The 13,537-nt window shown below is 70.9% G+C and carries 11 protein-coding genes; 7 read left to right on the forward strand and 4 right to left on the reverse strand.

Annotated features, from left to right (window positions below):
- Positions 1–19: 19 nt before the first annotated feature.
- From GPX89_RS28355 to GPX89_RS28365, 3 genes are all read right to left on the reverse strand, one after another.
- Positions 20–775: a VOC family protein gene (locus GPX89_RS28355; protein ID WP_157390772.1), complete on the reverse strand. Its 756-nt coding sequence runs from the start codon at positions 773–775 to the stop codon at positions 20–22.
- A 66-nt stretch (positions 776–841) separates the two neighbouring features.
- Positions 842–1,141: an MGMT family protein gene (locus tag GPX89_RS28360; protein WP_157390773.1), complete on the reverse strand. Its 300-nt coding sequence runs from the start codon at positions 1,139–1,141 to the stop codon at positions 842–844.
- Positions 1,142–1,155: 14 nt separating this feature from the next.
- Positions 1,156–1,941: an alpha/beta fold hydrolase gene (locus GPX89_RS28365; RefSeq protein WP_157390774.1), complete on the reverse strand. Its 786-nt coding sequence runs from the start codon at positions 1,939–1,941 to the stop codon at positions 1,156–1,158.
- Between the two features lie 130 nt (positions 1,942–2,071).
- Between GPX89_RS28365 and GPX89_RS28375 the strand changes: the two genes are divergently transcribed.
- The 4 genes from GPX89_RS28375 to nudC are packed head-to-tail and all read left to right on the forward strand — an operon-like array spanning position 2,072 to position 11,753.
- The gene (locus GPX89_RS28375; RefSeq protein WP_235948370.1) at positions 2,072–5,950 is read left to right on the forward strand and encodes a PD-(D/E)XK nuclease family protein; all 3,879 of its coding nucleotides are present in this window, start codon (positions 2,072–2,074) and stop codon (positions 5,948–5,950) included.
- Complete coding sequence (locus GPX89_RS28380; protein WP_328602404.1) at positions 5,950–9,711, forward strand: ATP-dependent helicase; 3,762 nt, start codon at positions 5,950–5,952, stop codon at positions 9,709–9,711. The genes GPX89_RS28375 and GPX89_RS28380 overlap by 1 nt, the downstream gene beginning before the upstream one ends.
- Positions 9,712–9,737: 26 nt before the next feature.
- Entirely contained in the window at positions 9,738–10,799 is a 1,062-nt protein-coding gene (locus GPX89_RS28385) for a potassium channel family protein (RefSeq protein WP_328602405.1), read from the forward strand.
- A 24-nt stretch (positions 10,800–10,823) separates the two neighbouring features.
- Positions 10,824–11,753, forward strand: a complete 930-nt coding sequence (gene nudC, locus GPX89_RS28390; RefSeq protein ID WP_328602406.1) for an NAD(+) diphosphatase — start codon at positions 10,824–10,826, stop codon at positions 11,751–11,753.
- 60 nt (positions 11,754–11,813) lie between these two features.
- Here nudC and GPX89_RS28395 read toward each other — a convergent pair whose 3' ends face one another.
- Complete coding sequence (locus GPX89_RS28395) at positions 11,814–12,065, reverse strand: mycoredoxin (protein WP_328602407.1); 252 nt, start codon at positions 12,063–12,065, stop codon at positions 11,814–11,816.
- Between the two features lie 110 nt (positions 12,066–12,175).
- Here GPX89_RS28395 and GPX89_RS28400 point away from each other — a divergent pair, with 110 nt between their 5' ends.
- The 3 genes from GPX89_RS28400 to GPX89_RS28410 are packed head-to-tail and all read left to right on the forward strand — an operon-like array spanning position 12,176 to position 13,487.
- On the forward strand, positions 12,176–12,598 hold the full coding sequence (locus tag GPX89_RS28400) for an SRPBCC family protein (RefSeq protein WP_157390775.1): 423 nt from the start codon (positions 12,176–12,178) through the stop codon (positions 12,596–12,598).
- A complete protein-coding gene (locus tag GPX89_RS28405; protein ID WP_157390776.1) occupies positions 12,595–13,020 on the forward strand; it encodes an EVE domain-containing protein in 426 nt (141 codons plus the stop codon). Before GPX89_RS28400 ends, GPX89_RS28405 begins: the two co-directional genes overlap by 4 nt.
- Positions 13,020–13,487, forward strand: a complete 468-nt coding sequence (locus GPX89_RS28410; protein ID WP_157391197.1) for a MarR family winged helix-turn-helix transcriptional regulator — start codon at positions 13,020–13,022, stop codon at positions 13,485–13,487. Before GPX89_RS28405 ends, GPX89_RS28410 begins: the two co-directional genes overlap by 1 nt.
- Positions 13,488–13,537: the final 50 nt, after the last annotated feature.

Here is a 13,537-nt window from a genome sequence, read left to right on the forward strand (position 1 = left end):
TATCGGATCGGATGCCCGGTCAATCGATAGTTGTTCGCAATAGGCAGAATTCGTTGGTTTCGGGGTCGGTCAGCACCACCGCCGGATCGTTGGCCGGAGGTGCGCCCGCACCGAAACCGCCGGGAGCCACCGGCATTGCGCCCGCGGCTCGCAACCGCTCCGCCTCCGCGGCGGGATCGTCGGCGGGGAAGGCGACCAGATCCAGGTGGAGGCGGCCGCACTTGGTCGGCGCGTCCGGTCTCCACAGGAACTCCAGCCACGGACCCTGTCCGGTAGCCGAGCGGAGACCGGCATAGCGCGGATTCTCATGGGTGAGCGGCCAGCCCACGGCGGCGGACCAGAAATCGGCCAGCCGCAACGGGTCCCGGGTATCCAGCACGATGGCCGCGACCGCTCCGGTGTCGACGTACTGCTCGCGCGGCTCCAGCACGCAGAACTCGTTGCCCTCGGGGTCGGCCAGCACCGTCCACGGCACCGCGCCCTGACCGATGTCCACCCGGCGCGCGCCCAGCGCGAGCGCGCGATCGATCTGCAGCTGTTGATGATCCAGCGAACGGCTGGACAGGTCCAGGTGCAGCCGGTTCAGGGCGGTCTTGGGTCGCCGCGCGGGCAGGAAGGTGAGGGCCACGTCCGGGCCGTCCGGGTCCGGTGCGGCCACATCGACCGCCCCGCGCCGCTCCACCGTCACCGCCCAGCCCAACAGCTCGGCCCAGAACCGGGCCACCGACCTGGGCTCGACCGCATCGAACACCACGCACGCCAGTCGGGTGGACATGATTCACGGTAACCGGCGGGCGGGGTGTGCCGTCGGCTTTCCGGAAAGCCCCGTCGATCGGGAAACTCAATCGGGAAAGCGGTGCCGGGCGCGGCGCAGATCCACCCGGCCGTCGGTGACGGGGCAACCCTCCGCCGCCAGCTCGGCCAGTTGACGATGCGCCAAATGTGGTGCGGGCGTACCGTTTGCGCGCAGCACCCGATGCCACGGCAGATCCGCGGCGTCGGTGCGCATGATCCAGCCGACCGTGCGCGGGGTGGACAGGCCCGCCGCGGCCGCGATATCGCCGTAGGTGGCGACGCTGCCGGGCGGAATCGCCGCCACCAATTCCCGCACCCGCTCGATTTCGGCTTCGGTGGTTGACATTTCGCGCCTTCGGGTCAGAGGACGGTGCGCACCAGGGCCGCGGTCTCGGCGGGGCGGGCCTGGGCCACCATGTGATCGCAATCGAATTCGTGGACCGTGAGGTGTGCGCCCATATGGGCGGTGAGCGCCGCGCGGAAGTCCGGGGACACCAGCGGCGGGCTCACCTTCATCGCCTGCACCATGACCGTCGGCAGCCCGCGCGGCGGCAGCACGTACTCGCGGGCGATCTCGCCCCAGAAGGCGATGATCGCGGGCATGGTGACGCGCCAGCCCAGGCGGCCGTTCGCCGTGGGCATCAGATGCTCGTCCAGCTCGGCCTCCAGGACGGCCGGATCCACCTCGCCCCAGGACGTCTCGAGCTTGTCGAAACGGGCCTGCTCGCGGCTCTCGTAATCCGGTGCCGCCAGCATGGAATTCGCGATGTGCAGCATGCGCTCGGGTTCCAGGCCGATGGCCGGGTCCAGCAGCACCAGCGCACGCACCAGCTCGGGATGTTCGTTCGCCAGATGCACCGCGGTGGCCGCGCCGAACGAATGCCCGAGCACCACCACCGGTTCGCTGGCCTCCGCCGCCAGCAGCGTCGCGAGATCATCGACCAAAGTTTCGAAATCCCACGGCGGCACGCCGGGCGACCTCCCGTGGCCCCGCAGATCCGGTGCGAGGATCGCGACATCGGGGAGATGCTCTTCGGCCAGCCGCTGCCAGCGCCGGCCGTGGCCCGTCAACCCGTGCAACGCCAGGACGACCGGACCGGTCGAGGGACCGAAACGATGAATATGAAGCTCCGCCACCCCGCCCATTCTGCTGCCTGCGGCCGACAGGAACAGCCCGCGCGCGGTGAGATGAACGACTTGTCACCTGTGACCGGCGGCACGGACAACTCATGGCAAACGAAACCTGTCGGGGCGGTCTGTTGAAATAGCCAGCGTGATGCGGTCATATAGCTCGGTGCAACTGGTGCGCCGGGCCGAGGCGGAAGCTCCTGTACGGGAGTGGGCCGCCGAGCTCCGGCCGCTGTTCGAGGACCTGGGCGCGGATCCCGGCTGGCGGCCGTGGCAGGTGCTCGGCGGGCCCGGGACCGGCAAGACCGCGCTGCTCGTGGATGTCGCCGCCGCCCACATCCTGGCCGGGGCCGCACCCGAATCGGTGCTGGTGCTCACCTACACCAAGCGGGCCGCCAGTGCGGTGCGCGCCGCCATCACCGCCCGCGTCGGCGCGGCCGATCCGGAACTCGGCGGCGTGCCCGGGGCGACCCGGGGACCGCTGGTGCGGACCATCCACTCCTACGCCTTCGGCCTGCTGCGCGCCTTCGCCGCACAGCACGGCAATCCGCCGCCGCGTCTGCTGACCGGATCCGAACAGGACATCGTCATTCGCGAGATGCTGCGCGGCGATCTCGCCGACGGCGCCGCCGACTGGCCCGAGCGCCTGCACCCGGCCCTGCCCGCCGCCGGATTTGCTGAACAGTTGCGAGATCTCATGTTGCGGGCCACCGAACGCGGCCTCGGCCCCGAGGATCTGATCGAGCTCGGCCGCGCCCATCGCCACCCCGAATGGGTCGCCGCGGGCCGCTTCGCCGAACGCTACGAGCAGATCATGATGCTGCGCTGGTCGGTCGGCATGGACGTCCCCGAGGCCAGCGCCCCCGCCCTCGACGCCGCCGAACTCGTCGCCGCCGCCCTCGACGCCTTCGCCGCCGACCCCGAACTCCTTGCCGCCGAACGCGATCGCCTGCGCTGCATCCTCACCGACGACGCCCAGCACCTCGACCCGCACGCCGCCCACCTCCTCCGCGCCCTGGGCAGCGGCGGCGCGACCACGGTCATCGCCGGCGACCCCGACCAGGCCGTCTACACCTTCCGAGGCGCGGACTCCCGCTTCGCCGCCGATCCCGACGCGCCCGCGAGCCGCCGCATCACCCTCCACCGCAACCACCGCTCGGCCCCCGCTATCCAAGAAGTAGCCGACCGCATAGCCTCCCGGCTCCCCGGCTCCCCGGCCCACCGCACCCCACCCCCGGGCTCGCGCCCGACCGCCTCCGCCGACTTCCTCCGCGACATCGTCGCAGACCTCACCGACAGAGACGGCGGGATTCCCCACGGCCCGAGCGGCACTCGAATTCTGCACCGCCCGCACGGCAGTGACCGCGCGCCCGGAGCCGACCGCGGTGAACCGAGCGAGCGGGACACCTCCGCGAACATGGCCGATCTCGTAGGCGACGGTCGCGATTCCCGCGTCGGCGCCGCACCGAACGGGCAAGCCGCCAACTATCGCGGTGCAGGTGCGCGCCCCGCCGGAGAGGGCGCGGATAAGGCGGCTCCCGGTCCGGGCGGGGCCGCTGATTCGCGTCCTGGAGCCAACGGTCGTGCGGCCGAGAATGCCCGGGAGGCTGGGCAACTCGAGGGCGAGGTGCGGGTGCAGGTGCTGACAACGCCCGCGAAGGAGGCGGCGCTCATCGCTGATCATCTGCGTCGGGCGCATCTCACGCACGGGGTGCCCTGGTCGCGGATGGCGGTGATCGTGCGGTCGGTGCCGTTGTCGCTCGCGCCGCTGCGGCGGGCGCTGCTGGCGGCCGGGGTGCCGGTTCGGCAACCCCCGGCCGATGTGCCGTTGGCCCGACGGCGGGGTGCGGTGTGGATGTTGTTGGCGCTGCGGGCCGTTACCGCGGGGGATCCGACGTCGGTGCGGCATCCGCGGCCCATCGCGTTCACCGCCGATGATGCCCTGGACCTGCTGGCGGGGCCCTTGGGCGGGGCGGACCAGATCAGTCTGCGGCGGCTGCGGCGTGGTATTCGGCGCAGCGTACTCGAGCTGGGCTACCCGGACCGTGTGCGAGATGGCGACACCGAGATCGATGCCGGTGAGCATGCCGAAACTGCTGCCGACGAACAGAATTCGAGCGAAACGCACCGGGATGGCGGCGCCACCGACGGCCGGAGGTCGGCCGCCGGTGCGCGGCCGCGCGACGGAGCTGTCAGCGGTGAGAGCGTCGGCACCGTGCGCGAGGTCGAGTTCGACCCGGACCCGGATGCGGCGCGGTTCGCGGATTTGGATCGGTCGTCGGCGGAGATTCTGCGGGATCTGCTTGTCGGGGTGGGGAATCGGGCAATCTTGGAGCGGCTGACCGAGGTGGAGTCCGCGCCGTTGCGGCGGGTGCTCAAGGCCATGGGGCGGGCTCGGAAGGTGCGCCGCGACGGAGGCGGGCTGGAAGACGTGATGTGGGGGGTGTGGACCGCTTCGACACTGGAGAAGCGGTGGGTCGGGCAGTCCGAGCGCGGGGGAGCGGTCGGGATGCAGGCGGACCGGGATCTGGACGCGGTGGTGGGGCTGTTCGAGGCGGCGGCGTCGTATGTGGACCGGCTGCCGCGCGCCACCATCGAAGGATTCGTGGAATACCTGGAGCAGCAGGAGATTCCACAGGACAACGCACCGGTCACCGATCCGGGCGAGGCGGTGACCATCTGCAGTGCGCACGCGGCCGCCGGACGCGAGTGGGACACCGTGGCGGTGGCGGCCGTGCAGGAGGGGATCTGGCCCAACCTGCGCCCGCGCGGCACCCTGCTCGGTGTCGAGGACCTGGTGGATCTGCTTGCCGGAGTGGGTGGTTCGGGCGAGAAGGTGAGCCGGGCCGCACCGTTGCTGGCCGAGGAGCGGCGGCTGCTGCTGGTGGCGTGCAGCCGGGCGCGGCGCTCGCTGCTGGTGACGGCGGTCGAATCGGTCACCGGCGACCAGGACCTGGTGCCCTCGCGCTTCCTCGCCGAGCTGGACGCGGATGCGGCCGACGGCCAACCCGGGCGGATTCCGCCGCCCGTGGATCCGGGCCGGGCGCTGGCCATGCACGCCCTGATCGCGGAATTGCGCTCCGCCGCTTGCGATCCCGAGACGGCACCGGAGCGCCGGATGCGGGCGGCCCGGCAGCTGGCCCGGCTGGCTCGAGCGGGCGTCCGGGGCGCGCACCCGGACGACTGGTACGGCACCGCCGAGCTGTCGTCCTCGGATTCGTTGTGGGACACCGAAGACGGGGCCATATCGCTGTCGCCGTCCACGGTGGACCAGCTCAAGACCTGCCCGCTGCGCTGGGCGCTCGAACGGCACGGCGGCGGTGACGGCGAGAACCCGCACGCCCTCAAGGGCAACCTGGTGCACACCCTGGTGCAGGCGCTGGCCGGGCAGGTGAGCGAGGACCAGGTGAAACAGGCCCTGGTGAAGGCGTGGAAGAAGGTCGACCCGAGCGCCCGCGACGGCGAGAACTGGCACTCCCGAGCCGAACTGCGGCGCACCGAGACCATGGTCGACACCTTCCTGGCCTGGCTGCGCAATACCCGTGACGAGCTCACCGCCATCGGCGTCGAGGTCCCGGTGGACTGCGTGCTGCCCGCCCGCGGCCCCGGCGAACAGCCGGTGCGGATCAGCGGCCGCGTCGACCGGGTCGAGCGAGATCCCCTGGGCCGCTTCGTCATCGTCGACGTGAAGACCGGCAAGACCCCCATCTCCAAGCAGGCCGCCGAGGAGCACGCCCAGCTGGCCACCTACCAGGTCGCCGCCGCCGAGGGTGCGCTCGGCGAGGGCGAGCCCGGCGGCGCGCGGCTGGTGTACGTGGCCAAGCCCAGCACCAAGGAGGGCGCGACCCAGCGCATGCAGCCGCCGCTGGACGCCGAGGGCATCGACACCTGGCGCGGCGTGATCCACGACGCCGCAGATGCTTCCAAGGGGCCCAGTTATCTGGCCATGCGCAATGACGGCTGCCGTCACTGCAAGGTCGCGGGCAGCTGCCCGGTGCAGGACACGGGTCGGCAGGTGACGGACTAGTGGCCGTCACCCCGCGTCAGCTCGCCGACGCGCTGGGCTTGCCGCCGCCCACCGACGAACAGGCCGCCGTCATCGCCGCACCCTCCGGGCCGACCCTGGTGGTGGCGGGTGCGGGCGCGGGCAAGACCGAGACCATGGCCGCCCGCGTCGTCTGGATGGTCGCCAACGGCCTGGTCGAACCCGAACAGGTGCTGGGCCTGACCTTCACCCGAAAAGCCGCCCAGCAGTTGACCACCCGCATCCGCACCCGCCTCGCCCGCCTGGCCGGCGCCCCGGTCATCCGCGACATCGACCCGACCGGTCGCCTGCGCGGCCTGCTCACCTCCTCCGAACCCGAGATCAGCACCTACCACTCCTACGCGGGCCGGCTGCTCACCGAATACGGCCTGCTGCTCCCCGTCGAACCCACCGCCACCCTCCTCACCCAGACCCAGCTCTGGCAGCTCGCCTACCGCGTCGTCTCCACCTGGGACGGCGACCTCGACACCGACCGCAGTCCCGTCGGCGTCACCGAAGCCGTCCTCGCCCTCTCCGGCCAGATCGCCGAACACCTCGTGGAACCCCGCCAATTGGCCACGGCCCACCTGGAATTGGAGCGCCTGGTCCACACCCTCCCGGCGGGCCCGCGCCAGAAGGGCGGCCCCAAGAAGGCCCTCCTCGACCTGCTCGAAGCCCAACACGAGCGCGTGGCTCTGCTGCCCTTGGTGGATCGCTTGGCCGAAGAGCTCCGCCGCCGCGGCGCCCTGGACTTCGGCGCACAAATGTCCCTGTCGGCCCGCCTTGCCGCCACCCATCCGGAAGTCGGCGCCGCCGAACGCGATCGGTTCCGCCTGGTGCTCCTGGACGAGTATCAGGACACCGGCCACTCCCAGCGCATCCTGCTCTCGGCCCTCTTCGGCGCGGCGGCGCTCGTCCCACCCCAGGTCGCCGCGACCGCTGACGGTACGCGGAATCCACACGGCGGCAAGGCGACAGGTGGCGAAGGCGGCTCGGTCGGACCGGATGCCACGGGCGAGTCGGACATGGCGCGGCATGGTATCTCGGCCGCTGAGTCCGACACGGCCTCCGGAGGTCGGCGACAGCCGCTGGCGGTCACCGCCGTGGGCGATCCCATGCAATCCATCTACGGCTGGCGCGGTGCGTCAGCTGCCAATCTGCCGCGCTTCGCGACCGATTTTCCCGCTGCCCCAGGGGTTCCCGCGCCGATCCTGCCGCTGCTCACCAGCTGGCGCAATCCGCCCGAGGCGCTGGACCTGGCCAACCTGGTGTCGGATCCGTTGCGGGAGCGCGCGGCCCGGGGCGGCGGAGTGACGGTCGACGCGCTGCGGCCCCGGCCGGACGCGACCGCGGGCACGGTGGCCCTCGCGCTGGCCGATACCGTCGCGGTGGAACGGGAATGGGTGGCCGAGCGGATCGCCGCCGAATGGGAGGCGGCCACCGACGAGGGCGACCCGCCGCCGACCTCCGCGGTGCTGGTGCGGCGCAACGCCGATGCGGCCCCGCTCGCGGAAGCCCTGCGGGAGCGGGGATTACCGGTGGAGATCGTCGGCCTGGGCGGGCTGCTGCACACCCCGGAGGTCGCCGACATCGTCGCCACCCTGCGATTGATCGCCGATCCGTCGGCGGGCAGCGCGGCGGTGCGCATCCTGACCGGCGCGCGCTGGCGCATCGGCGTCTCCGATATCGCGGCCCTGTCCCGCCGTGCCCGGGAGCTGTCCATCCGCCGCCCCGCCGGGCAGACCGACGCCATCACCGACACCGCCACCCTCGACGAGGCCCTGCGCGAGGTCGCGCCCGAACCCGCCGAGAAGGCCGGACTCGGCGATGCCATCGCGGATCCCGGTGACGCGGAAGACTATTCGGCGCAGGGCTTCGCCCGCATCACCGCGCTGGGCCGGGAACTGTCCGCGCTGCGCGAACGCGCCGGGCAGCCGCTGGCCGAACTCGTCGCCGACGTGGAGCGCACCATCGGCGTCGGCGTGGAGACCCAGACCCGCCGCACCCACGCCGCCGCCGGGCGCGAACACCTCGACGCGTTCGCCGAAGTGGTGGCCGGTTACTCCGCCGACCACCGCTCCTCGCTGGCGGGCCTGCTCGACTTCCTCGCCGCCGCCGAAGAGGTCGAAAACGGTTTGGAGCCGGGCGAAGTCGAGGTCGCGCACGACCGTGTCCAGGTCCTCACCGTGCACGCCGCCAAGGGCCTGGAATGGGAGGTGGTGGCCGTACCGCACGTGGTGGACGGCACCTTCCCCTCCGGCACCGGCACCGCCACCTGGATGGGCGCGCTCGCCGAACTCCCCACCACCCTGCGCGGCGACCGCGAACAGGAGGACGCCACCGACGGCGTCCCCGTCCTCGACCTCACCGACCTCTACGACCGCGCCGATCTCGAACACGCCCTCGACGCCCACAAGAAGGCCCTCGCCGCCCGCCGCCTCGACGAGGAACGCCGCCTGTTCTACGTGGCCCTCACCCGCACCGAACGCGTCCTGTTCGTCTCCGCCCATCACTGGGCCGAGACCGGCTCGAAACCCAAGGGCCCCTCGGCTTTCCTGACCGAACTGAGGAACGAGACCGAATCCCCGGGTTCGTCGTTGTCCCGCGCCGTGCGCATCGACCGCTGGGACGACCCGCCCCTGCCCGACACCCCCAACCCCTTCACCGACAACCCGCAGTCCGCCACCTGGCCCCGCGACCCGCTGGGTTCGCGCCGCGAATTCGTCGAGGAGGGCGTGCATCTGGTCAAGGCGGCCCTGGATTCCCTGCGCGCCGAAGCCCGCCCGCAGCAGACCGAGCTCGACTTCGGCCCGGAGTTCCAGCTTTCCACCCCGAAATCCGACCAGGCCGCCGAGACAGACGATGCCGCCCCCGACGACGATCCGGAGGGCTGGGCCGAGGACGTGGACGCCCTCATCGCCGAGCATCTCGCCGCCGAGAAATCCGTGCGCGAGGTCGAACTGCCCGGCCAGCTCGCCGCCACCTCGCTGGTCGACCTGCGCGCCGACCCGGTGAAACTGGCCGCGCGCCTGCGCCGTCCGCTGCCCTACCCGCCCAGCCCGTACACCCGCCGCGGCACCGCCTTCCACGCCTGGCTGCAACGCTGGTTCGGCGGCGCGCGCCTGCTCGGCTTCGAGGAGCTGCCCGGCGCGGCCGACATCACCGACACCGATGCCGACCTCATGCGCCTGCAGGAGGCGTTCCTCGCGTCCCCGTGGGCCGATCGCAACCCGGTCGAGGTCGAGATCTCCTTCGAAACCACCCTCGCGGGCACCGTCATCCGCGGCCGCATGGACGCCGTCTTCCGCCGCCCCGACGGCACCTGGGTCGTCGTCGACTGGAAGACCGGCGGCGAACCCACACGCGCCGAAGAGGATTCGGTCGCCGTCCAGCTCGCGGTGTACCGGCTGGCCTGGGCGCGCCTGGAGTCCGCCCGCACCGGCATCCCCGAGGCCGAGCTGCTGGCCAACACCGTGGCCGCCTTCCACTACGTCCGCACCGGCCGCACCATCGCCCCCGAACACCTGCCCGGCCCAACCGAACTCGCCGCCATCATCACCACCGCGGCCCCCCGCCGCACGCCGCCGCCCCCGCCGCGGCCGCCCCGCGACGACGACGATCCCGGTCCCGAGGAGCCCACCGACGTCGAAATGCTGAGTCTCCCGTCCGAGTTCGACCTCCCGCTCGACCTCGACCTCCCGCTCGACACCGCCCTCGAACCACCGCCGGATCCGGAATCGCTGCCACCGGATGCGGGGTGGTAGTCCAGCGGGCCGGTACGCTGCGGACCGTGTTCGGTGATTCGTCGCGCGGTCTGGGCAACCTGAACGATCGACCCGATTTCGCGCTGGTCGGCATCCTGCAGGTCCCGACCCAGCGGTCCAGCCCGTGGTATTCGCTGGCGCGGCGGCTGGGCCTGGCGGTCCTGCTGCTGGTGGCGGCCACCGTCATCGTCTACGTCGGCCGCGACGGCTACCACGACAATGCCCGCGACCGCATGGGCGTGCTCGACGCCGCCTACTACGCCACGGTGTCGCTGTCCACCACCGGCTACGGCGACATCACACCGGTCACGCCCACCGCGCGGCTGATCAATATTCTCGTGGTCACGCCGCTGCGGATCCTGTTCCTCATCGTCCTGGTCGGCACCACCCTGTCGGTGCTCACCGAACGGTCCCGGCAGGCGTTCAAGATTCAGCGATGGAGGCGCTCCGTGCGTAATCACACCGTGGTCGTCGGCTACGGCACCAAGGGCCGCACCGCCGTGGACGCCATGCTGGCCGACGGCGTGCAGGCCGCGGACATCGTGGTCGTCGACACCGACCCGCAGGTCCTGGAATTCGCGGCCAACGCGGGCCTGGTCACCGTGCACGGCTCGGCCACCAAGTCGGATGTGTTGCGGCTGGCCGGGGTTCAGCACGCCGCGGCCGTCGTGGTCGCCGCCAATCGTGACGACACCGCGGTCCTGGTCACCCTCACCGCGCGCGAAATCAATCCCAAGGCAAAGATTTCCGCCGCCGTCCGCGAGGCCGAGAACACCCACCTGCTGCGCCAATCCGGCGCGGACTCGGTGGTCGTGTCCTCGGAGACCGCGGGCCGGCTGCTGGGCATCGCCACCACCACCCCCGCCGTGGTCGACATGATCGAGGACCTGCTCACCCCCGAAGCCGGATTCGCCATCTCCGAACGCGAAGTCGAGACCGAGGAGGTCGGCGGCTCCCCGCGCCACCTGCGCGACATCGTGCTCGGCGTGGTCCGCGAGGGCCGCCTCATCCGCGTCGGCGACCCCGAGACCGACGCCCTCGAAGCCGACGACCGGCTGCTCTATCTGCGCCGAGTCCAAGCGGGGTAACCGGGCCCGGCTAGTCTCGAACCTGTGTCAGGTTTCCAGCTGAATGCGATTCCGGTGCTGTCTCGTACCTCGCTCGACCGTGCGGAACACCTCCGCTCCGACGAGCAGGCCCTCAAAGAGGGCTGGGCGCAGGCGAAACTCCTACGAATGAACAGGCGCGGCCAGGTCCGCATCGACGGCGGGGCCGTGGTGCTCGAGGCCGCGACCGACTTCGCGGACGAACGCACGCTCGAGGCCGTCTTCCTCGGTCTGGACGGCGACATCCACCTGTGGGCGGTGCGCGACAACACCATCGAGGGCAACCTGGCCGACCTGCGCGCCCACGGCGCCACCCTCGAACTCGACGATTTCAGCACCGGCCTGCTGTCCACCGCCATCGCGCTGCTCAACTGGCACGACAAGGCCCGCTACAGCTCCACCGACGGCACCGCGACCGTCGCGACCAACGGCGGCTGGTCGCGCACCAGCGAAGCCGGGCACGAGGAATTCCCGCGCACCGACCCGGCCGTCATCTGCCTCATCACCGACGAGAGCGGTGACCGCGTGCTGCTGGGCCGCCAGAACAGCTGGCCGGAGGGATTGTTCTCGCTGCTGGCCGGATTCGTGGAGGCGGGGGAGTCGCTCGAACGCTGCGTCGAACGCGAGATCAAGGAAGAGGTCGGCGTCGACGTCCGCGACATCCGCTACCTGGGCAGCCAGCCCTGGCCGTTCCCGCGTTCGCTCATGCTCGGTTTCACCGCCGTCGCGGATCCGGAGCAGCCGTTGACCTTCCACGACGGGGAGATCGTCGAGGCGTACTGGTTCACGCGCGACGAGGTGCGTGAGGCCCTGGCCGCGGGCGCGTGGGGGCGCGACAACACCGAGGTGCTCCAGAGCACCGAGCGCAAACTGCTGCTGCCGGGCTCGATCTCGATCGCGCGGACCATCGTCGAATCCTGGGCCGCGGAGGGCTGATCGAAGACAACAGGAAGCCGCACACCCGCTGGTGTGCGGCTTTCTTTTTCTCTCCGGGGCTCAGCCGATGGCGGCGAGCGCCTCTTGGACCTGCTTCAAGCTCGGGTTGGTGGCGGTCGAGCCGTCCCGGTACTTCACCGTCGGTACGACGTGGTTGCCGTTGTTCACGCTGCCCACGAATTCCGCGGCGTCGGGATGGTCCTCGATGTCGATCACCTCGTAGGTGATCCCGGCCTCGTCGAGCTGCGTCTTCAGCCGACGGCAGTAGCCGCACCAGGTCGTCGAGTACATGGTCAGGTCAGTTGCAGTCACGAGTCGTGCAACGTACTCCCACCTGATCGTGTTCCCTTTTCCGGGTCGCCTGTGAGCCGATCGAAACCCGGGTGTTGACAGGAAAAGTAGTAAGCGCGCATACTATTCTCATGACGCAGATCGCCGAAGCCACCGCCACCTCGACCGCCACTCCCGCCGCCTTCTTCGCCAAGTGGGCCGACATGGGCACCTGGCAGGAATGGAACTCCGACACCGAATGGGCCAAGCTCGACGGCCCGTTCGAGCAGGGCGCGACCGGGGTCATCAAGCCCAAGGGCGGACCCAAGACCAAGTTCGTCGTCACCAAGCTCACCGACACCGAATTCATCGACTCGTCCAAGCTGATCGGCGCGCGGCTGATCTTCGCCCACCACGTCGTCACCGACGGCGAGCGCACCACCGTCACCGTCCGCATCTCCATGGAGGGTCCGCTGCGCGCGCTCTGGACCAAGATCCTGGGCGGCGACCTCGCCGCATCCGTGCAGGCCGATGTCGACGCGCTGGTCGCCGCCGCCGAGGCGGTGCTGGTATGAGCACCAGGTACTGGCTGGGCGTGGTCTCCCGTGACCACGTCCGGCGGGGCGTGGAACTCGGCTTCGCGCAAGCCAATCACGGCAAACGCGCCGCCGTGGAACGCATGCGGGCCGGCGACGGCCTGGTCTACTACTCGCCCCGCACCGGCATGCGCGAGGGCGAACCGATCAAATCCTTCACCGCCATCGGCACCATCGCCGATGGCCCGGCCTGGCAGGTCGAAGAACAGGGCGGCTGCTTCCGCCCCTGGCGGCGCGCGGTCGACTACGACCGCGAGGCCCGTGAAGTCCCCATCGACGACCTGCGCACCGACCTCGATCTCACCAGCGTCCCCAACTGGGGCATCGTGCTCCGGCGCGGACTGATCGAACTCTCCGCCCACGATTTCGAACTCATCTCTCGCGCTATGGTCGGACAGTGATGGCGAATGACGGATTGCACACCGAATTCGAGCACGCCGACGAAAGCCCCGGACTGTTGCTCTGGCAGGTGACCAATCGCTGGCAGGCCGCGCAACGCGCGGCCCTCGCCCCCTTCGACCTGACCCACGTCCAGTTCGTTCTGCTCGCCGCCCTGACCTGGCTCACCGGCCGGTCCGGCGGCGACCCCGTCACCCAGCGCGACGTCGCCGACCAGGCCGCCACCGACCCCATGATGACCTCCCAGGTCCTGCGCGCCCTCGAACAGAAGGGCCTGCTGGAACGCCGCGACCACCCCACCGACAAGCGCGCCAAATCCCTGATCCCCACCGAATCCGGTGCGGCCCTGGTCAATCGCGCCATCGTCGCCGTCGAAGCCTGCGACCGCGACTTCTTCTCCCCGCTGGGCGAGCGGACCGGCCGGTTCACCGCCGCCCTTCGCCAACTCCGCGACCGCGACCACGGCTGAGCTCCGCGCATCTTCTCGATGACGGGTTCGGCACTCGAGCGCGATGACGA

Source organism: Nocardia terrae (assembly GCF_009760405.1).
In the GTDB taxonomy this organism is placed as follows: Bacteria; Actinomycetota; Actinomycetes; order Mycobacteriales; family Mycobacteriaceae; genus Nocardia; species Nocardia terrae.